Origin of the sequence: Mesorhizobium sp. CA16 (assembly GCF_020165175.1) — a bacterium.
Classification (GTDB): Bacteria; Pseudomonadota; Alphaproteobacteria; order Rhizobiales; family Rhizobiaceae; genus Mesorhizobium.
The window spans coordinates 38,440-59,128 of sequence record NZ_JAIUHP010000023.1 but is presented as its reverse complement, the minus strand read 5'-3'; the positions used below and the strand labels follow the sequence as shown (position 1 = coordinate 59,128).

Here is a 20,689-nt window from a genome sequence, read left to right as displayed (position 1 = left end):
GCTCATCCGTTGCCGGCGGCACCTTGGCCGGCATGTGTCGGGCGAGATGAGCGATGGGTCAGCGCCAGAACTCCAGAACCTCCTCCGCAGCGGCGACTTCGACATGATGCGAATATCGCGTCGTGAACAGCTTGAGTATATTTTCGTAGGCTTCGTCCGATGTGCTGCAGATCGCATCCTCGACCAGGATCGTTCTGTAACCGAAGTCGATCGCTCCGAGCAGCGTCGCCAACACGCACATGTCGGCCTCGCCTCCGCTGACGATAAGCTCGGTCACACCTTCCGCCTGAAGGCTCCGGTGGAGCTCGCCGGTCAGCCAGGGAGAGTAGACGGGCTTATCGAAAACGCGAGCCGGCGGCACGAAATCACGCAGTTCGGGCAGCAGTTCGAGGCTGCCCGGGCCGGCACATTCGATAGTCATCTGCGACCAGCGCTCATAGTATTGACGCCAATGGCCCTGGCCTTCGCCAGGTCTTCTCGCCGTTATGAACCTGGTGAAAATCGTTCGCTCCGGTCTGCCATCGATAAGCGAAAGCACCTTCGGCAGGATGGCGGGCAGCCACTCAACCGCCCATGGCCCAGGCGGCAAGAACATCATCTGCATGTCAACGCAAATGTGGACGGCTCGTGTTGAGATTGGCGTCATCGCGATCCAAACTTCCTGCCGTGAAAGCTAAGCCTTTGTGTCACCCAATGCTTGCGCCGTCGGAGCGGTGTCGACGCCCGTTTCGCGGCCGGCCTCGGCGAGGAGCGCGTCGGCGAGGTACTCTTTCAAATCGCCGACCTCATCGCTGATTTCTTCCGCGAGGATGCCTTCCCGCTCTGCGTCCGCGATGCAAGCTCTCGCCAGTCTTTCTGCCGCGGCCTCCGGGGACGCTTCGGCGGCCGGTCTAACCGCATGGCCCTCGATCCACTCCTCGACGAAGTGTCCCGGTTTGTTGACGAGGATATCGACCTGGTCTGGGTTGACTGTAGGCGCAGGGAGAGTGTCGACCTTCATGGCTTGTACTCCGGATTTGTGAATTACAAACGCGGACGCTTAAGCAAGGATGCATAGTCTCTGCCCCTCTCGAAGGACTGTGATCGTAATGTGAAGGAGAGCTGATGGCGCGTTCGTCTGAAACGGCAAGAGCGTGGCCCGCGCCTTTTGTTGGATTGCGGTTGGTTTCACTTACGCTTGCGGTCGAGACGCTTGAGTGATTCGCGCAGTTTGTCAGGAAGCCAGCGGTTTACGTGAAACAAGGGCAAGCTGCGTAGATATCGACGCATGGTTTCATTCGAGAATTGCCGCCTAAGAAGAGCGGCTGTGGATTTGTTGTCGCGTTTCTCGGCCATGGTTGCAGGTCAAACATGAGGCGGCTTGCTTGATCAAAAACTTGTCCCACACTCCGTTGTTCCCCCCAGTTACAAACAGTGAAGGGTCCACTGCCGATTTGCGCCCCGATTTTTGACGGCCATGGGTAGTGATCCCACGTAACCTTGATCAATGGCCGGTCTTCTGGTGTGGCGCCGCGACCGCCTTGCTCTGCGGCGATGCTTTCTCGCAGCCCACGGAACATTGCAGGCAATAAAAGGCGGGAAAATCCCATCGCTGCTCTTACCGATGTGGCGATGCCGAAATGTCGGGACGCGAACTGGCCGACGAAAGTGAAGCTGATCCACAGTCCTCAAAGGTACTCTGCACCACCGGCCATCAACAATGGCACGCTAGCTTTCGCTATGCTTCGTCAAAACGACTGCCTTCCTTGGAAGGATCCCGCGACAGCACACGTTCTTCCTCGTCGTCGGGCAAGGCTTCGTCGCTCTCCTGATAGGGGTTGTCGTCATCCTCTTCGGGGAGGACGCCTTGTGCTTCGGCATCGTCCTCCGGATCGCCGTTTACGGCGACGCTGCCAGGCGGCACCCGACCATTATCAAGAGCGTCCCAGTCCTGTTGTTCGATGCCGGGAGCTTCGGTTTCATCCCGCCTTGCGGCTCGCTGTTTGTCGCGCGGATCCATTTTCTCGTCTCCAAGATAGGTGCGTCCGTGACGCGGGCTGTTCTAACCATAAACCGTTTGATGGGGTCGGTTGTTCCGGAGGGGCGCTGCTACGAGATCTGCTCGAACGTGCATTGGCGCGGCGCTTTTTCGGGCCGCCAGCGAATGAATCGAGTGCCATGCCGGAACCGCTCGCCGGTGACGTGGTCGAAGCGGACTTCCACGACCAGTTCCGGCCGCAACGGCTCCCATTCGCCGCTGCGCTCGGTGCTCCAGCGGCTCGGCCCGCCCGGCGCCTTGCCGGTGAAGCCGGGCCCGCCACGCAGCGCCTCCAACTTCTTCGTGAGCGTGGCTCGTTCCTCGTTGGCGATTGTCGAGGTGAAGCCGACATGGTCAAGCAAACCCCGTTCATTGTAGAGGCCAAGCAATAGCGATCCGACCTGCGACTTGCCGTTCAGATAACGGAAGCCGCCGACCACGCAGTCGGCAGTGCGCAGCCGCTTGACCTTGATCATCGCGCGCTCGCCCGGCTGATAGGGATCGTTCAGCCGTTTGGCCACGACGCCGTCGGTAGACCCATGCCCGGCACCTTCCAGCCATCGCCTGGCGGTCGCGAAACTCGTGGTGCAGGGCGAGAGCTGAAGAGCGTCTGTGTTTGCTTGCGCGACGAAGTCTTCAATTGCCGTGCGTCTTTGCGTCAATGCGACTTCGAGCAGCGATTTGCCGCCCGGCGCGACCAGCATATCGAACAGGATCAGCCGCGCCGGCGTTTCCGCGCTCAGCTTGCGGATGCGGCTCTCGGCCGGATGAAGCCGCATCTGCAGCGCGTCGAAGGATGCGGCGCCGCCGATCTCGATGACGATTTCGCCGTCGACCACGAAATCCTTGGCTTCGAGGTTTTGCATCATTGCTGTGAGTTCGGGAAAGTAACGCCCAAGCGGCTTGCCCGACTTCGCCCTGAGATCGACCGTTTTGCGATTCTTGAAAGCGAGGCAGCGAAACCCATCCCATTTCGGTTCGAACTGCCAGAAGCCTTTGTCCTGCGGCAGTTTTTCGTTGATCCGAGCCTCCATCGGGGATGTATCGAGGGGGAGAGGAAACGCGTCGGTCGCGGCCGCTGCCATCGTCGGCCCTCAGGCGTCGAGGTCGATCAAGGCTATGCCAAGGCCGGGGCGTTTGGTGCGCCGCAGGTGAACGGGCGATTCCGTCACCGTGACTTCGAGCGTAGGCTTGACGATGCCTTCAACAAGGTGGCCGCCGCGCGTCGATCCGTCGCTTAGACCCAGTACAGCATGGATGTGCAGGCTCGGTCTGCCGCCGTCGTCGACCGCGATGTCGCCAACAGCGCTCAGAACCTCGCATTGCTCGCCGACCGGGATCTTGCGGTAAGATTTCGAGCCGAAGTCGAACCAGCCAACGGTCGCCTTCTCGAATGCGCCGATCGCGGTCAGCGAGGCGCCGGCAATTCCTTGCTCGCCGGCGAAGTCGGACAGGGCAGCAAATGCTTCCTCGCCTGGATCCAGCACAACCACGAATGTCCTTTGTCCAGAAGTCTGTGCGACCAGTTTCGATTTCATATCGGCCTGCCATCAGCGTTGGTATTGGCCGTAACTCGAAGCCGGCATGCATGTTCCCGCATGATGAGCATCTTCGAAGGGCAGGATCACACTTCTGTGAGGCCTCGGATCCCGCGCGGGCCAGGCCGGAACAATGGCCTGAATGAATGGTTAGCCCCCGATGAGCAGCCAGCCAGGAGCGAGCCATGTCCCAGCCTTCCGTCCCATCCACGCTTGGCCTCAGCCGGCGCAATTTCATGACAGGCACGGTCTCGGCTGCCGCGGCACCATTGCTCGTTTCATCGGCGAAAGCCGAAGCGCCTGCCGCCGCTGGCGCGGAACTTCGCGAGCCAGTGGTGACGTCGATGCGGATCAACAAGCAGGCCTATGAGCTGTCGCTCGACACTAGAACCAGCCTGCTTGACGCCTTGCGGGATCATATCGGGCTAACCGGCACCAAGAAGGGTTGCGACCATGGACAGTGCGGGGCGTGCACGGTTCTTGTCGATGGCAAACGCGTGCTCTCCTGTCTTAGTTTCGCGGTGATGAATGCCGGCAAGGATGTGACGACCGTCGAGGGGCTGGCATCCAGCGACGGTAAGCTGCATCCGATGCAGCAGGCCTTCATCGACCACGATGCGTTCCAGTGCGGCTACTGCACGCCGGGCCAAATCCTGTCGGCCATTGGTTGCATCAATGAAGGGCACGCAAAATCCGAAGACGACATCCGCGACTATATGAGCGGTAATATCTGCCGTTGCGCCGCCTATCCAAACATTGTCGCTGCCATCCTGCAGGCACGCGATCAGATGAAGGGAGCCTGATATGCGTCCCTTCGTCTACGAACAGCCGACCGACATTTCCGCGGCCGTCGCGATCGCATCTCGCTTCACGACCGAGGACGACCAGCCGACGCGAGCGAATGCGCAGTTCATCGCCGGGGGCACCAACCTTGCCGATTATATGAAGCTCGGCGTTGCCGAGCCGAACCGGCTGGTCGACCTCAACCGGCTCAAGGATCCAGGCCTCAGGCAAATCCGGGTGACCGACGAGGGCATCCGCTTCGGGGGCCTGGTGCGGATGGGTGAGGCGGCAGATCACGCTGAGCTCAAGCGCGGCTATCCCGTTATTGCCGACAGCTTGCGGCTGGCCGCAAGCGGCCAGATCCGCAACATGGCAAGTCTCGCCGGCAATGTCCTGCAGCGCACGCGCTGCGAATATTTTCGCGAGACATCCTGGCACTGCAACAAGCGCGTGCCAGGATCGGGCTGCGCTGCGATGGAGGGTTTCAACCGGCAGCATGCGGTGCTGGGCGGCAGCGATGCCTGCATCGCGACGTATCACGGCGACTTTGCCCAGGCGTTGATCGCGCTCGATGCCGTCGTGCGTGCTGAAGGCTCGCGTGGGGCGCGAAAGATACCGCTCGCCAAGCTGCATCGTCAGCCACGCGATACGCCTGAGATCGAGACCGATCTCGCTGCTGACGAGATCATCACCGCCATAGAAGTGCCGGCTGTGCCATGGGCGCGGCGCTCGCTTTATCTGAAGATCCGAGACCGCGAATCCTACGCGTTCGCGCTGGCTTCGGCGGCCGTTGCGCTCGACCTGGACGGCGACAACGTACGCGAGGCGCGCATTGCCCTGGGCGGCGTGGCGACCGTGCCGTGGCGCGCCAAAGCCGCGGAGGAAGCCCTGCAAGGAAAGACGCTCGACGAGGCTTCGGCGGGGGCGGCGGCGGATGCCGCCTTCGCCGGGGCCGAGCCGCGCCAGCACAACGCATTCAAGATCGAGCTCGGCAAGCGAACGCTGGTGCGCGCGCTGCTCGAAACCCGCGACATGAAGGTGTGATATGGACACTGCCGCTCCGAGGCCGAAAGAGAACCAGGGCCAACCGCTGCCGCGCGTCGATGCACGGCTTAAGGTCACCGGGCAGGCGCATTACCCAGCCGACCTGCCGACCGCCAACATCGCCTATGGCGCGCTGGCCACCAGCAGCATTGCCAAGGGCAAGGTAGCCAAGCTTCATCTCGACGACGCCCGTGCCGTGCCCGGGTTGCTCGACATCGTCACTTACGGCGATATGGACAAGGTCGAGAAGCCGAAATTCGGCAATTCCGGCGCCACCTCGATCGGGCCGCTGCATGACCGGACGATCTTCCATGACGGCCAGATCATCGCGCTTGCGGTTGCCGAGACATTCGAAGCCGCCGAAGAGGCGGTGCAGTTGATCCGCGCCGAGTATGATGCGGAGACGCCCACGGCGAGCTTCGACAGTCCGGGCACGGCGACCATTCCCGCCGCCGGCAAGAGCCCTCTGTTCAAGGAAGACGTGAAGGCCGGCGACTTCGATGCCGCCTATAGAGAGGCCGCGGTGAAGATCGACGCGCGCTATTCGACGCCCACGCAGCACCACAATCCGATCGAGCTGTTCTCGACCACCGCCTTCTGGCAGGGCGACCAGCTGATCGTCCACGAGCCGTCGCAAAACGTGACCGGCTGGAAGGTCGAGCTTGCCAGGCAGCTGAAGATCGATCCCGCTAAGGTGCGCATCGTCAGCCCCTTCATCGGCGGCGCCTTCGGTTCCAAGGGACCGATGACGCCGCGCACGGCCATCGTCGCGGTTGCCGCCAGGCGGCTCGGCCGACCGGTGCGTTGCGTGACCAGCCGGATGCAGGCCTTCGGCACTCAGACCTATAGGGCCGAGACAAGGCACCGCATCCGGATCGGCGCCAGCAAGGACGGCCGCATCACTGCCTTCGCGCATGAAGGCTGGGAGGTCACCTCGCGGCCGGACTCCTATGTCGTGGGCGGCACGTCGGCAACCGGCCGCATGTATGCTTACGGTTCTGTGCTGACACATGTCTCGCTGGTGCAGGCGGACCGCAACACCCCCGGTTACATGCGCTCGCCGCCCGAGACGCCGTATGTCTATGCGCTGGAAAACGCCATGGACGAAATGGCGGTAGCGCTCGGCATGGATCCGGTGGAATTCCGCCGGATCAACGAACCGAAGACTGAGCCGATCGGCAAGAAGCCGTTCTCCAGCCGCTCGCTGATCCAGTGCTATGACCAGGCGGCCGAGGCTTTTGGCTGGGCGAAGCGGGACCAGAAAGTGGGAGCGATGCGCGACGGCGACTGGCTGGTCGGCATGGGCTGCGCGACGGCGATCTATCCAACCGCAGTCGCGCCATGCGCGGCGCGGGTGCGCCTGACCGTCGATGGCGATGTGCGGCTGCAATGCGGTTCGCACGAGATCGGAACCGGCGTGCGCACTGTCGCCGGTCAGATGGCGTCGGAACGTCTCGGCGTCAGCATCGATCGGATCAGCGTCGAAATGGGCGACAGCAGCCTGCCTCCCGCTCCTGTCTCGGGGGGCTCGATCTCCACCGCGAGCGTCTGCTCGGCAGTGCTGAAGGCCTGCGATGCCATCCGCACCAAGCTCTATGCCGGCGCGACCGCCGAGGGCGGGCCGCTGGCGGGCTCTCACAACGAGGAACTCGACCTCGCCGACGGAAAGATCGTGGCCAACGGCGGCGCTTCGGCAAAGATCGAAGATGTCCTGAAGACCATGCAGGTTGGCGCAATCGAGGAATATGCCGAGTTCGCGCCCAAGGGTGCGACGCCCGAAGCGCTGAAGAAGCTCTATGCCGGCATGCCGGAATTCCACGGTGGCGAGCAGGATGAGGATTCGGTGAAATACGCCTTCGGCGCCGAGTTCGTCGAAGTCCGCATCAACCGCTACACGAGGGAGATCCGCGTGCCGCGCATCGTCGGCGCGTTCGCGGCCGGCCGCATCATGAACACGCGCACCGCGCGCAGCCAACTGATGGGCGGCATGATCTGGGGCATCGGCCAGGCGCTGCATGAAGCGACGGAAGTCGACAGCCGCTATGCCCGCTATGTCAACCGCGACCTGCAAGACTATCTCGTGCCGGTGAATGCCGACATCAAGGACCTGCAGGTGATCCTGGTCCCGGAGGTCGACCACGCGGTCAACCCGGCCGGCGTGAAGGGCCTTGGGGAACTCGGCAATGTCGGCACGGCCGCGGCTGTTGCCAGCGCAGTCTACCATGCCACCGGCAAACGCATCCGCGATTTGCCGATCAGGATCGAGCAGTTGCTCGCTTGAGCATGCCTGCGATGCATGCGCACAGCTATTTTCTCTAATAGGGCGAAACCTATGTTTCACCTTGGGGTGTGGATGCTGCCCATCGCGGGTATCCCTCTGATCCTCATTCTGATCTGGATGTATTTCCTCGCCAGGCGCCGAAGCCGGCGGCCGGCGGAGCGGAAGGGCGGTCTGTCACAGCCGACGGGGCGGCGTCGCAACGACCTGAAGCGCTGAAATCTTTAGCCCGGGTGGCCGATCTCTGTCACCCGGTCGGCAAAGCGTGGGCGATGACTTCGTGCCGACCTTGGTTTCCGTGAAGTGGCGGCCGCCGAACGCATGGGAGCGGCGGTGGTTGCGGATTAAATCCGCGATCTGTTCCCGGTTGCAGTCACCATTCTGTGATTCCGACGCGGGCGCGGAACCTTGGCGGCGAAAGCACCGTTAGGGGGCGTCAACTCTGGGTTTGCCTTCAGCAGAATCGGCGAGGGGATGCCGCAAATCTTCTCGAAAAACGCCAATGGCGTTGCGCGCTTTGTCATCTGGGGAAGTTGTGCGGTTCTGTTGATCGCAGCCGCGATCGGGACAATCCTTCCCCGTTCGGACCTGGTAACGGGAGTAGGTGAGCCATTGGCGCAGCCGGTGCCGTTCAGTCACAAGCACCATGTCGGCCAGCTCGGCATCGACTGCCGTTATTGTCACAATGGCGTCGAGACCTCGTCTTCGGCGGGTTTGCCGGCGACCGAGGTCTGCATGACCTGCCATTCGCAGCTTTTCACCAATGCCGGCATGCTGGCGCCGGTGCGTGCAAGCCTGGCCGGCGGCAAGCCGATCGAATGGCAGCGCGTCAACAGCGTGCCGGATTTTGTCTTCTTCAATCATGCGATCCACATCAACAAAGGCGTCGCCTGCGAGACCTGCCATGGCGAGGTCGACCAGATGCCGCTGACGATGCGGGCGCGCGCACTGAGCATGGAGTGGTGCCTCGGCTGTCATCGCAACCCGGAGCCGAATTTACGTCCCCTGCAGGACGTGTTCCTGATGCACTGGCAGCCGCCCGCGGACATCGCTGAGATCAGGCGGCAGCTGATCGGCATGCTCGACATCCATCCCGAGACGATGACGGATTGCTATGTCTGCCATCGCTGACAGGCCTGGTTCCGCCATCGACATCGAGGCGCTGCGCAAGCGGCTGGCGCATGGCGGCGAAATGTGGCGCAGCCTCGACGAGATCGCCGGCGCCGCCGATTTCCGCCGCTTCGTCGAGGCCGAGTTCCCGGCAATCGCGGAACGCCTGCCGGCAAAGCCGAACCGGCGCACGCTGCTGAAGCTGATGGGCGCCTCGCTGTCGCTTGCCGGGCTGGCCGCCTGCAGCAGGGCGGAAAACATCGTGCCCTATGTGTGCCAGCCGGAAATCCTGGTCCCCGGCAAGCCTGTCTACTATGCGACGACGCTGTCGAGTGACGGCTTCGGTATCGGCGCCATCGTCGAAAGCCATGAAGGGCGGCCGACCAAGATCGAAGGCAATCCCGACCATCCGGCCTCGCGCGGCGCCACCGACGCGGTGATGCAGGCAGCCGTGCTGACGCTGTTCGATCCGGACCGTTCACGCACGCCGCTCAAGGATGGCCAGCCGGCATCGTACGGCGATTTCCTAAAGACAATGGCGGGGCTCGTTTCGCGATGGACGGCATCGCAAGGGCAGGGCGGGGCCTTGCTGGTTGAAGCGACCACCTCGCCGACGCTTGCGGCGCAGCTGGGTGCGCTGCGGACACGCTATCCGAGGCTGAAACTCTATCGCCACGATCCGTTGGCGATACCGGCCGCGGGAGAGGCGTCGCGTGCCCTGTTCGGGGCGGCGCTGACGCCGGTCTACCGCTTCGATCGTGCTGAAACGATCGTCAGCCTCGACGCCGATTTCCTCGGCGAAGGACCGGGGCGGCTCGCTTATGCGCGCGACTTTGCTGCGCGGCGACGTGTACGCGATCCGTCCGACCGGATGAGCCGGCTTTATGCGGTGGAGTCGACGCCGACAATCACCGGAGCCGCCGCCGACCACCGGCTCGCGATCAAGCCAAGCAACGTCGAAGCCGTAGCTGCCGGATTGAAGGCGGCGTTGACCGGCCAAACCGGAGCTTCCGGCTCGCCGGTCGATCCGGCGTGGATGGCCGCGCTGGTCGACGACCTGAAAGCGGCGGGCCGCAACGCGCTGGTCATCGCCGGGGCGCCGCAGAGCGCCTTCGTTCACGCCGCCGCGCTTGCCGCCAATGCGAAGCTTGGCGCGCTTGGCAACACGGTCGAGCTGATCGAAGCGCCGGATGCGCTGCAGGTCGATGGCGACCTGGAGGCGATGTGCCAAGCGATTGGCCGCGAGGCGATCGATACGGTCGTGGCACTGGGCGCAAACCCGCTGCACACCGCGCCGGCAGGCCTCGATGTGCGCAAGGCGTTCTCCAGCTTGAAGCTGCTGGTCCATCACGGCCTCTACCGCGACGAGACGGCGTTCCTGGCGCATTGGCATTTACCGGCTGCGCACGAACTCGAAAGCTGGAGCGACATCCGCGCCTATGACGGCAGCACCTCGCTGGTGCAGCCGCTGATCAAGCCGCTTTACGACGGCAAGACCGCGCATCAGCTTCTTGCCGTGCTTGGCGGCGGGTTCGAGGCCGATCCGCTTTCGCTTATCCGGCAGCATTGGACGCAACTCGATGACGATGCCTGGAGAAAGGCTCTGCGCGACGGCGTCATGGCGGACAGTGCTGCCAAGCCGGTATCCGTCACAGTGTCGCCGGCCCTGGCGGGACTGAAGCCGGCAGCAAAAGCAGACAGCGGCATCGATGTCCGCTTCGTCGCGGATCCCTGGTTGCGCGACGGCCGTTTCGCCAACGCCTCATGGCTGCAGGAACTGCCGCGACCCTTGACGAAGATTGTGTGGGGCAACGCTGCGCTCGTCTCGCCCGCCACCGCCGAGCGATTGAAGGTCGGAAATGGCGAGGTCGTCAATGTCGCCGCCAATGGGGCGGATGTCGATGGACCTGCCTGGATCGTGCCCGGCCACCCGGACGAGACGATAACGCTGTCCTTCGGCTTCGGACGGAAAGTCGGTTCCGTTGCTGCGCTATCGCAAGGCTACGACGCGTTCGACTTGCGCCGTGGTTCGGAATGGTTCGCGACCGGCGCGGCCATCGCGCCGCGCGGGAACAGCATGCGGGTCATCACCACGCAGCATCACCAAGCGATGGAAGGCCGCGCCGTCGTGCGCCACGCGTCGCTCGATGCATTCCGACGGAACCCGGATTTCGTGCGCAAGGATGCGCCGCCGTCGCCAACGGAATCGCTCTATCCCGATTGGCCTTACAATCAGGAAGCCTGGGCGATGGCGATCGACCTCTCGGCCTGCATCGGCTGCATGGCCTGCGTCTCGGCCTGCCAGGCGGAGAACAACATCGCGGCGGTCGGGCCTGAGGAATGCGAGCGCGGCCACGAGATGCACTGGCTGCGGGTCGACCGCTACTATGCCGGGCCGGTCGACGCGCCCGAGACGTTTTTCCAGCCGGTGCCCTGCATGCATTGCGAAAAGGCGCCGTGCGAAGTGGTGTGTCCGGTCAACGCCACCGTGCACACGCATGATGGACTGAATGCGCAGGTCTATAACCGCTGCATCGGCACGCGCTACTGCTCGCAGAATTGCCCCTACAAGGTGCGGCGCTTCAACTTCCTCGATCATCAATCCTTCGACAAGGACGACGCAGGTCCGGAGCAAGGCGTGCACAATCCGAATGTCAGCGTGCGCTCGCGCGGGGTGATGGAGAAATGCACCTATTGCGTCCAGCGCATCAGCGCCAAGCGCATCCAGGCGCAGATCGAGAACCGCGACATCGCCGATGGCGAAGTGGTCACCGCCTGCCAACAGGCCTGTCCGACCCAGGCCATCACTTTTGGCGATCGCAACAGGAAAGACGCAAAGGTGGTTCGCGAAAAAAGCGCGCCGCAGAATTACGCGCTGCTGGAGGAGCTGAACACACGACCGCGCACCACCTATCTCGGTAAGATCTCCAATCCGAACGGCAAGCTTGTCAAGCCGGGCGAGGCGACCGATGGCTGAAGCGAGCGCGAACAGCCCGGCTGTCCTGCGCGGCCGTCACGATTTTCCCGAGATCAGCGGGCGCATCAGTTCGATCGTGCTCAGCGGCCGCATGCCGCGCCATTTCTGGACTGCGTTCCTGCTCTGCTTCCTGCTTGTCCTGCTGCTGCTCTATTCGATCACTTATCTCATCGCGGTCGGCGTCGGCGGCCTTGGCATCAACATGCCGGTGGTCTGGGGCACGATGATCTCCAATTTCGTCTGGTGGATCGGCATCGGCCATGCCGGCACGCTGATCTCGGCGGTGCTGTTGCTCCTGCGCCAACCCTGGCGCGCCTCGATCAACCGCTTCGCCGAGGCCATGACGCTGTTTGCCGTCGCCATGGCCGGCCTATTTCCGATCCTGCATCTTGGGCGACCGTGGTTCTTCTACTGGCTGTTGCCGCTGCCCAATGTGCATATGCACTGGCCGCAGTGGCGAAGCCCGCTGGTCTGGGACTTCGCGGCGATCGCCACCTACGCGACCGTTTCGCTGCTGTTCTGGTATATGGGGCTGCTGCCGGATCTTGCAGTGCTGCGCGACCGCGCCAGGTCGAGACCGGCGCAGCTCTTCTACGGCATATTGGCGCTCGGCTGGCGCGGCTCGGCCTATCATTGGGCGCGCTACCAGGTTGTCTATTTCCTGCTCGCGGCCTTGGCCACGCCGCTGGTCGTTTCGGTGCATTCGATCGTCTCGCTCGATTTCACCTTCGCGATCACACCCGGCTACCACTCGACGATCTTCCCGCCCTATTTCGTCGCCGGCGCGCTGCTCTCCGGCTTCGCCATGGTGCTCACCATTGCAATCCCATTGCGGTGGGCCTTCTCGGTCAAGGACCTGATCACGCTCAGACACATGGACAATGCCGCCAAGCTGATGATCGCCGCCGGCATGGTCGTCGCCTATGGTTATGTCTCGGAAGCATTCTTCGCCTGGTATTCGGGCGAGCCCTACGAGCGAACCATGATGGCGCAGCGCGCGCTGGGTCCCTATGCGCCGCTGTTCTGGATAATGCTGAGCCTGAACTGCGGCGTGCTGCAATTGCTGTGGTTCAGACGCATCCGCCGCAACATGCCGCTGCTGTTCGCGATCGCCGTCGCCATCAATGTCGGCATGTGGATCGAGCGCTACATCATCGTCGTGACGGGGCCGAGCCGCGATTACCTGCCGTCTGCCTGGGGCGAGCAGTCGCTGGCCTGGCTCGATTTCGGCATCCTGTTCGGCTCGATCGGCACCTTCTTCGCGCTCGTCTTCCTGTTCATCCGTATCCTGCCGGCGATCACCATCTTCGAGGTCGAGGAACTGGCCGAAGAGGAGGGCAAGATCCGATGAGCCTCTACGGCCTCATGGCGGTGTTTGCCGGTCCCGAAGCGCTCATCGCGGCGGCGCGCGGCATGCGCGAGCGCGGCTATCGGCGCATGGATGCGTTCTCGCCGTTCCCGATGAAGGAACTGGAACGGATATTGGAGATACCGAAGACGCGCCTGCCCTGGGCCGTGCTCGCCGGCGGCATTGCCGGCGCGGCACTCGTCTATGCGCTGATCTGGTACTCTGTCGAAGTCGATTATCCCATCAATGTCGGTGGCCGGCCGCTGCACTCCTGGCCGCCTTTCGTCATCATCGCGTTCGAGGCCGGCATTCTCGGCGCCGCCTTCGCGGGTTTCCTGGGGGTGCTCGCGGCCAATGGGCTGCCCCGCTATCATCACCCCGTCTTCAACGCCGAGAGCTTCAGCTACGCGCGCGGCGGCAAGTTCTATCTGCTGATCGAAGCGGCCGATCCCAAATACCGCAAGGGCGTGACCAGGGGCCAGCTGACGCGGCTCGGCGCCGAGATGGTCGAGGAGGTCGAGGCGTGAGGCGCCTCGGCCTCACGCTTATGTTGGGTGCGCTGGCCGTCGCCGGCTGCCGGCAGGATATGGAGGACCAGCCGCGCTACGATCCGCTGGAGGCCAGCAACCAGTTCGCCGACGGCATGTCGGCGCGGACGCCCGTTACAGGAACGGTGGCGCGCGACGCCGATCTGACGCCGGTCCCGGACAAAATCCCTTATCCGATCACGATCGAGCTGCTGCAGCGCGGGCAGCAGCGTTTCGACATCTTCTGCTCGCCCTGTCACGGCCGCACCGGCGATGGTCACGGCATGATCGTCCAGCGCGGCTTTCCGGCGCCGCCGAGCTACCACCAGGAAGCCCTGCGCAAGGCCTCGGACCGGCACTTCTACGACGTCATCACCAACGGCTATGGCGCCATGTATTCTTATGCAGCCAGGGTGCCGCCGCAGGACCGCTGGGCGATCATCGCCTATATCCGCGCGCTGCAATATTCGCGCGACGCTCCGGTCGCCGAACTTCCGCAAAGCATGCGCGCGCGGCTCGAAGCGGAGGCCTCGCCATGAGCCGCCTCGAGCAAGGCTTTCTGTCGGCGGGCGCCGTAGGACTTGTCGTCTGCGGTCTGGGCGTATCGCTCGACGCCAAGGCGATGCTGAGCGCCTGGCTCCCCGCAATTCTCTTCGCGCTCAGCCTGCCGCTCGGCGCGCTGACCATACTGATGGTACACGGGCTGACCGGTGGACGCTGGGGCGATGCGGTCCGCCAGCCTTTGCGGATCATGATCGCGATGCTGCCATTTGCGCTCGTCCTGCTCCTGCCGGTGCTGATGCGGCTCGACCTGATCTTCCCATGGGCCGGCGCCGATCCCGCGATGCTTGCTGAGCAGGTTCGAGAGAAGCTTGCTTATCTCAATGTGCCGTTCTTCCTGCTGCGCTTCGCCTTCTGCGCTGCGGTCTGGCTCGTTCTGGCCTGGACGATGCTAACTACAGAGGACCCCGCAAAGCGTGGCAGCGGAAAGAAATATGCCCTCGGCCTCATCCTTCATGCGCTTGCCGTCAGCGTTTTTGCCACCGACTGGATGCTGTCGCTCGAGCCGGAGTTCACCTCGACCATCTACGCGCTTTGTGAAGCTGCCGCCGAGGTGGTCGGCGCATTCGCCCTGGCAATCTTGGTGCTGGCGGCAAGGCGGGGGGTGGAGGTCATGCCCGGAGGCGAGGAGGATGTCGCGCTCAGCGAGGATCTTGCCAACATGCTGCTCGGCTTCGTGCTGACCTGGATCTACCTCATGTTCATGCAGTGGGTCGTCGTCTGGGGCGGCGACTTGCCCGACGAGATCCGCTGGTACGGCATGCGCTCCACGGGCGGCTGGCTATATCTTCTTTGGCTGCTGATTGCCTTGCATGTCTCGGCTTTCGCGGGTCTGCTCAGCCGGAACCTAAAACGCAGCCATGTCGGCCTCGTCTGGCTCGCCGGAACTGCCTTGGCAGGCCATTTCGCCGATGTGTTCTGGCGTATCCGCCCGCCACTCCTTTCCGGCGGAGTCCCGGCATTGTGGCATGATGCGGCCGCCTGGATGGGATTGGGCGGACTATGGCTCGCGCTGTTCCTTTTCCTGCTCCGCCGACCGGACAAGATCGTCTGGTGGAAGCGCGAGGTCGCCCATGGCTAAGGCGCACCGTCACCCCGAGGCGCGCGATGTCCAGCCGCGTGTGCTGCTCGCTTTCGGCGGCGGGCTGTTACTGTTCATCGCTTTGGCCGCGATCGCCGTGAAGCTCGTCTTCAACACCGCGCCGACCTGGTTGCCGCTGCCAGCCAATACCAATCCCGAGAACCCGGATCTCCAGACCACGCCGCAGCAGGATCTGACCGCGTTCCGCGCCGAGGAGGATCGCCAGCTCAAGACCCTTGGCTGGGTGGATCGCAACGCCGGCATCGCCCGCATCCCGATCGACGACGCCATGTGGGCGGTGGTCAGCCACGGCCTGCCGGATTGGTCGCGACCGACGGCAGCGGCCACGGAGCCTGATTGCGCCCTGCTCACGGCGGCGGTTCCCCGTGCGCCGCAGGCCCGGAATTGCCAACAGCAAGGCGGGGCAGGGCGATGAAGAGCTTGTTGGCTGCGCTTTGTCTGTTCGTTGCCGGCACGGCCCTTGCCGCCGAGCGGCCGACATTCGATCCGAAGCTCGGCGCGCAGCTCAGCCTTGAGCGAGAATTGGTCGACGCAAGTGGCCGGAAGCTGACGCTGGGTGAAACGCTCGGCGGACGTCCGGCGCTTGTCATCTTCGGCTACGATAAATGCCCGAATCTTTGCGGCGTCACCCAGCAGGCCGTCGCGTCCGACCTGAAGAAGACATCGCTTCGCCCTGCAGATTATCGCGCGTTGTTCATCTCGATCGACCCCGATGAGACCTCCGCTGATGCCGCAGCGGCGCGGGATGACATTGCTTCCGCCGCCGCTCCCGCTGGCGCCTCCGCTTGGCGTTTCCTTACCGGCAGCGATGGCGCCGGTGCGGCGCTGGCCAACGAGGCCGGCATCACTTTCGACCGACGTAAGGGTATCGATCAGTTCGTTCATCCGATCGCGGTCATTGCGCTGACGCCTTCCGGCCGAATTTCGCAGGTATTGCCGGCCTTGACCTTCACGCCGCGCGATCTCCAGCTCGCGCTGGTCGAAGCATCAGCCAACAAGCTCGGGTCGATTGCCGATCATGTCTTCCTGTTCTGCGCGGGGTTCGACAGTTCGAAAGGCCAGTATACTCCCGTAGTCTGGGCGGCGCTGAAAGTGGCCAGCCTGGCAACGGTGCTCGGCCTGGGAGCAACGGTGCTCTGGCAAATGCGGGGGAGGGCAAGGTGAGCTTCGGCGTTCCCTTCTTCCCACAGGAAGCCTCGTCGGAAGCCGGCCATGTCGATGCGCTGTTTTACACGCTGCTCGTTTTCTCAGCCGTGCTCGGGCTGGCGCTCACCGGGCTGGTCGTCGGCTACGCGGTGAAATACCGCGTCGGGTCGCCGGCGGATCGCACGGGACAGCGTTCCCGCACCATGTGGCTGGAGATGAGTTGGACCGTCGCCAGCTTGATCATTGCCTTCATCTTCTTCGGCTGGGGCGCAGTGCTTTTCGTTCGCCGCGATCATCCGCCGGCGGACGCGCTCGAGATCACGGGGCTGGGCAAACAATGGATGTGGGAGTTCAGGCAACCCGGCGGCCAGCGCGAGATCAACGAGCTGCACGTTCCGGTCGGCAAACCGGTCGTCGTGTCGCTCGCCTCGCAGGACGTCATCCACTCCTTCTACGTGCCGGCGTTTCGCATCAAGCAGGACGCGGTGCCTGGACGCACGACGCATATCTGGTTCATTGCCACCGAGCCCGGCCGCTACCACCTGTTCTGCGCCCAATATTGCGGCACCCAGCATTCCGAAATGGGCGGCTGGGTGACCGTGATGGCGCCCGAGCAATATGCCGCGTGGCTGAACAGCCAGGGCGAAGGCGAGACGCTTGCCGCAAGCGGCGAGAAACTGTTTCGCGCGCTGGGCTGCTCCGGCTGCCATGGCGCGAGCAGCAAGGTGAGGGCGCCCTCGCTTGACGGCATCTTCGGCCGGCCGGTGGCGCTCGACAATCAGCAGACGGTGATCGCCGACGAGCGCTATTTGCGCGACTCCATCCTCAACCCGAAGAAGGAGATCGCCGCAAGCTACGAGCCGGTCATGCCGAGCTTCGATGGCCTGATCGATGAAGGCGAGCTGCAGATGCTGCTCGCCTATCTGAAGTCGCTTTCGCCTCGACCAACGGCTGGAGCCAGGCCATGACAAACGCGGCGATGCCTGGCACTTACCTGGGAGAGGGGAGCGGGCCTCGCGCGTGGTTGCTGACCACCGACCACAAGCGCGTCGCATGGCTCTATCTCATCTCGCTGACGGCCTTCTTCTTCCTCGGCGGCGCCATGGCGGTGCTGATGCGGATCGAGCTGGCGACACCGGCAGGCGACCTCGTCTCCGACGATGTCTACAACAGGCTGTTCTCGCTGCACGGCATCATCATGGTCTGGTTCTTCCTGGTGCCGTCGATCCCAGCGACCATGGGCAATTTCCTTTTGCCGCTGATGATCGGCGCGCGCGATCTCGCTTTCCCGCGGCTCAACCTCGCCAACTGGTACGTCTTCATTTTCGGCAGCCTGTTCGCGCTGTTTGCGGTGGTGGCCGGCGGCGTCGATACCGGCTGGACCTTCTACACGCCGCTGTCGACGCTTTATGCCAACGGCTTCGTCTCGACCGCGGCCTTCGGCGTCTTCATTGTCGGCTTCTCGACGATCATGACCGGCATCAATTTCATCGTCACGGTTCACACGCTACGCGCGCCGGGGCTCACCTGGTTCCGACTGCCGATTTTCGTCTGGACCCTCTACGCCACCAGCCTGGTGATGGTGCTGGCAACGCCGGTGCTCGCCGCATCGCTGATCCTGATCGTGCTGGAGCGCGTGTTCGGCATCGGCATCTTCAATCCCGATCTCGGCGGCGATCCGCTGCTCTTCCAGCATCTCTTCTGGTTTTACTCGCACCCGGCCGTCTACATCATGATCCTGCCCGGCATGGGTGTGGTGTCGGAGGTGCTGCCCTGCTTCAGCCGCCGGCCGCTGTTCGGCTACAAGGCGGTGGCGATGTCGTCGATGGCGATCGCCGTCTTCGGCTTCCTGGTCTGGGGCCACCACATGTTCGTCAGCGGGCAGTCGGCCTATGCCGGCGTGGTGTTCTCGTTCCTGTCCTTCTGCGTCGCGATCCCGTCGGCGATCAAGGTTTTCAACTGGAGCCTGACGCTGCGCAAGGGCGAGATCAGCTTCGAGACGCCGATGCTCTATGCGCTGTTCTTCCTGGCGCTGTTCACCTTCGGCGGGCTGGCGGGGCTGTTCCTTGCGGCGCTGGCGGTCGACGTGCATGTCCACGACACCTACTTCGTCATCGCGCATTTCCACTACATCATGGTCGGCGGCATGGTGACGGCCTACATGGCGGGCCTGCATTTCTGGTGGCCGAAATTGACCGGCCGCACGTATTCGGAAACCGCGGGGCGTATAGCGGCGACCGTCACTTTCGTCGGCTTCAATCTGACCTTCTTCCCGCAATATGTGCTGGGCTTCAACGGCATGCCCCGGCGCTATCATACCTATCCGCCGGAGTTCCAGTTCTGGAACGTGTTGTCCTCGGGCGGCGCGGTGGTGCTGGCGATCGGCTATCTGATGCCCTTGTTCTACCTCGGCTGGTCGCTGTTTCGCGGCGCCCGCGCGCCCGACAATCCGTGGAACGCCACGGGGCTCGAATGGCAGACGAGCTCGCCGCCGCCGCCGCATAATTTCGAGACTATGCCGGTCGTGACGCGACCGGCCTATGCCTACGACATGAAGGGGCTCGAGCACGAGCGCTTCAGCCCGCACCGGGAGGAAGCGGCGCGATGAGCGGCACCGAAAGCGTCGCTCTCGACACGCCCCAGCGCGAACGGCGCGCCGACAATTTTGCGATGTGGGTGTTCATCGGCTCCGAGGCGATGCTGTTCGGCGCGATTTTCCTGGTCTTCCTTATCGCGCATATCGATTTCGGCCCCGCCTTCGCGGCGGCTTCCAAGCATCTTTCGCTGCCACTCGGCACCTTCAACACGGCCGTGCTGATCACCAGCAGCTTCACCATGGCGCTGGCGCACAGGTTCACGCTGCAGAGACGTTGGCGCGCGACAATTTGGGCGTTGGCCGCGACTGCGGCGCTGGGCGTATCCTTCCTGATCGTGAAGGGGATAGAATACGGCAAGGAGATCAGCGAAGGTCTGGCCCCGCTTCTCGGCCTGCCGTTCCGCTATGCAGGACCGGATCCCGTGCACGCCCAGCTTTTCTTCGGCCTCTATTTCGCGATGACCTCGCTGCATGCGCTGCACCTGATCGGCGGCATCGTCGTCATCGCCGCCATGATCGCGCTCTGGCGGCCCTCCAGCCCTGCCAACCGCCTGCGCCGGGTGGTTGCCGTCGGCCTGTATTGGCATTTCGTCGACATCATCTGGGTGTTCATGTTCCCCGTCCTTTACCTGATCAACCGATGAGCGAATTGTGCAAACTCACCTTCGGCTATCTCGGGCTGCTCGTGCTGCTGGCTCTGACAGTGGCTTCCTCCTTCCTCGATCTAGGCGGCTTCAATGTCGCCCTCAACCTGGCGATCGCGGCCGCCAAGGCGGTCCTGATCGCCCTGCTGTTCATGCATCTGACAGGCACCTTGCCGCGGCTCGCCGTCGCGGCAACCGGGCTTTGGCTCGCCATCCTTTTCGGGCTGACGCTGATCGGGCGATAGGAGAGCGGCATCAATCGCCAGCGGGCACGCCGGCTGGGACTGAGGTCCTGTCATCAAGCCGCAACAGGCCCAGCATCAACATGTGATCTTGCTCATAGTCTTCGGGCAGCATGATTGCGAATGAGGAACACGTCATTGGAGGTGAGCGATGCCCCTGTCCGCGGCGCTGAATGATGCCGACTTGGAATTCAAGTGCTTGGAATGTAACCATGCCTTCAAAAGGAAAGGGTCGTGGTTCAAGGTGATCTCGACCTTCAAATGCGAGGGCTGCGGAGCTGCGAACCGCATCGGGTATGCCGACAAATTGGCGTTGTTCGAAAAGCACTCAGCGGCGTTTGGCTGATCGCAAGCCGGACCGCGAAGGCGGCTCGACAACTCGCCCGCTGGAGTGGCGTTGGTTGAACCGCCGCGCCTGGTCGACCTCTGAGAAATCGGCCCGGTGTTGCGTATTCGCTGCTCAATAAGCGAGCGGCCCGGCACGAGAACGGGGGAGCCCACGGGCCGGGCCTGACCGGCGGGGGCACGGACTAGATACAGGGCGCCGGCTGATGTTGTTATAACAAATCTCGATGGAGCCTCCGCCGTGCGAATGAAGGACCGCTCTCAATAACACCGCCCCTGAATCACGGCCAAGAGCGGCCCAGCCACGCTCAGCATTGCCCCTGACCCGGTTATTGCGCATTGCATCGCGACGGCATCATAACGGTGCGAAAAATTTGCAACTTGTCCCTCGCTTGAATGAAACATTTGTCGCCGATACCCCGTATGCAAAC

Annotated in this window: 20 protein-coding genes; 15 read left to right on the top strand and 5 right to left on the bottom strand. The window is 63.3% G+C overall.

What is annotated here, in order from left to right:
* Nucleotides 1–58: 58 nt before the first annotated feature.
* From LB525_RS25430 to LB525_RS25410, 5 genes are all read right to left on the bottom strand, one after another.
* Nucleotides 59–646, bottom strand: a complete 588-nt coding sequence (locus LB525_RS25430) for a cysteine hydrolase family protein (RefSeq protein WP_224548670.1) — start codon at nt 644–646, stop codon at nt 59–61.
* Between the two features lie 27 nt (nt 647–673).
* Nucleotides 674–1,000, bottom strand: coding sequence for a hypothetical protein (locus tag LB525_RS25425; protein WP_224548668.1), 327 nt, complete (start codon nt 998–1,000; stop codon nt 674–676).
* 717 nt (nt 1,001–1,717) lie between these two features.
* Nucleotides 1,718–1,999: a hypothetical protein gene (locus LB525_RS25420; RefSeq protein ID WP_095768638.1), complete on the bottom strand. Its 282-nt coding sequence runs from the start codon at nt 1,997–1,999 to the stop codon at nt 1,718–1,720.
* Nucleotides 2,000–2,088: 89 nt separating this feature from the next.
* Nucleotides 2,089–3,051 carry an ATP-dependent DNA ligase gene (locus LB525_RS25415; RefSeq protein ID WP_411971047.1) on the bottom strand — a complete coding sequence of 321 codons (963 nt, stop codon included), beginning with the start codon at nt 3,049–3,051 and terminating at the stop codon, nt 2,089–2,091.
* Between the two features lie 60 nt (nt 3,052–3,111).
* On the bottom strand, nt 3,112–3,555 hold the full coding sequence (locus LB525_RS25410) for a PPC domain-containing DNA-binding protein (RefSeq protein WP_224548663.1): 444 nt from the start codon (nt 3,553–3,555) through the stop codon (nt 3,112–3,114).
* Nucleotides 3,556–3,740: 185 nt separating this feature from the next.
* On the opposite strand from LB525_RS25410, the gene LB525_RS25405 reads away from it, so the two are divergent.
* The 15 genes from LB525_RS25405 to LB525_RS25335 all read left to right on the top strand — a co-directional run bounded on the left by LB525_RS25405 (nt 3,741) and on the right by LB525_RS25335 (nt 19,916).
* Nucleotides 3,741–4,358 carry a (2Fe-2S)-binding protein gene (locus tag LB525_RS25405; RefSeq protein WP_224548661.1) on the top strand — a complete coding sequence of 206 codons (618 nt, stop codon included), beginning with the start codon at nt 3,741–3,743 and terminating at the stop codon, nt 4,356–4,358.
* A gap of 1 nt (nt 4,359) precedes the next feature.
* Nucleotides 4,360–5,382, top strand: a complete 1,023-nt coding sequence (locus LB525_RS25400; protein ID WP_224548659.1) for an FAD binding domain-containing protein — start codon at nt 4,360–4,362, stop codon at nt 5,380–5,382.
* 1 nt (nt 5,383) lies between these two features.
* Complete coding sequence (locus LB525_RS25395; protein WP_224548657.1) at nt 5,384–7,663, top strand: xanthine dehydrogenase family protein molybdopterin-binding subunit; 2,280 nt, start codon at nt 5,384–5,386, stop codon at nt 7,661–7,663.
* A gap of 471 nt (nt 7,664–8,134) precedes the next feature.
* The gene (locus LB525_RS25390) at nt 8,135–8,791 is read left to right on the top strand and encodes a cytochrome c3 family protein (RefSeq protein ID WP_411971048.1); all 657 of its coding nucleotides are present in this window, start codon (nt 8,135–8,137) and stop codon (nt 8,789–8,791) included.
* Nucleotides 8,775–11,747 carry a TAT-variant-translocated molybdopterin oxidoreductase gene (locus tag LB525_RS25385; protein ID WP_224548653.1) on the top strand — a complete coding sequence of 991 codons (2,973 nt, stop codon included), beginning with the start codon at nt 8,775–8,777 and terminating at the stop codon, nt 11,745–11,747. Before LB525_RS25390 ends, LB525_RS25385 begins: the two co-directional genes overlap by 17 nt.
* A complete protein-coding gene (gene nrfD / locus LB525_RS25380; protein ID WP_224548651.1) occupies nt 11,740–13,098 on the top strand; it encodes an NrfD/PsrC family molybdoenzyme membrane anchor subunit in 1,359 nt (452 codons plus the stop codon). Before LB525_RS25385 ends, nrfD begins: the two co-directional genes overlap by 8 nt.
* Nucleotides 13,095–13,622, top strand: coding sequence for a DUF3341 domain-containing protein (locus LB525_RS25375; RefSeq protein ID WP_224548649.1), 528 nt, complete (start codon nt 13,095–13,097; stop codon nt 13,620–13,622). Before nrfD ends, LB525_RS25375 begins: the two co-directional genes overlap by 4 nt.
* Nucleotides 13,619–14,161, top strand: coding sequence for a c-type cytochrome (locus LB525_RS25370; protein WP_224548647.1), 543 nt, complete (start codon nt 13,619–13,621; stop codon nt 14,159–14,161). Before LB525_RS25375 ends, LB525_RS25370 begins: the two co-directional genes overlap by 4 nt.
* Entirely contained in the window at nt 14,158–15,264 is a 1,107-nt protein-coding gene (locus LB525_RS25365; protein WP_224548645.1) for a hypothetical protein, read from the top strand. Before LB525_RS25370 ends, LB525_RS25365 begins: the two co-directional genes overlap by 4 nt.
* Nucleotides 15,257–15,700 (top strand): hypothetical protein, encoded by a 444-nt coding sequence (locus LB525_RS25360; RefSeq protein WP_224548635.1) that lies wholly within the window; start codon nt 15,257–15,259, stop codon nt 15,698–15,700. Before LB525_RS25365 ends, LB525_RS25360 begins: the two co-directional genes overlap by 8 nt.
* An 8-nt stretch (nt 15,701–15,708) precedes the next feature.
* The gene (locus tag LB525_RS25355) at nt 15,709–16,449 is read left to right on the top strand and encodes an SCO family protein (protein ID WP_224548633.1); all 741 of its coding nucleotides are present in this window, start codon (nt 15,709–15,711) and stop codon (nt 16,447–16,449) included.
* Nucleotides 16,446–17,399: a cytochrome c oxidase subunit II gene (gene coxB / locus LB525_RS25350; RefSeq protein ID WP_224548631.1), complete on the top strand. Its 954-nt coding sequence runs from the start codon at nt 16,446–16,448 to the stop codon at nt 17,397–17,399. The genes LB525_RS25355 and coxB overlap by 4 nt, the downstream gene beginning before the upstream one ends.
* On the top strand, nt 17,396–19,039 hold the full coding sequence (gene ctaD / locus LB525_RS25345) for a cytochrome c oxidase subunit I (protein WP_224548629.1): 1,644 nt from the start codon (nt 17,396–17,398) through the stop codon (nt 19,037–19,039). Before coxB ends, ctaD begins: the two co-directional genes overlap by 4 nt.
* Nucleotides 19,036–19,671 (top strand): cytochrome c oxidase subunit 3, encoded by a 636-nt coding sequence (locus tag LB525_RS25340; RefSeq protein ID WP_224548627.1) that lies wholly within the window; start codon nt 19,036–19,038, stop codon nt 19,669–19,671. The genes ctaD and LB525_RS25340 overlap by 4 nt, the downstream gene beginning before the upstream one ends.
* Nucleotides 19,668–19,916: a cytochrome C oxidase subunit IV family protein gene (locus LB525_RS25335; RefSeq protein WP_224548625.1), complete on the top strand. Its 249-nt coding sequence runs from the start codon at nt 19,668–19,670 to the stop codon at nt 19,914–19,916. The genes LB525_RS25340 and LB525_RS25335 overlap by 4 nt, the downstream gene beginning before the upstream one ends.
* Nucleotides 19,917–20,689 lie beyond the last annotated feature (773 nt).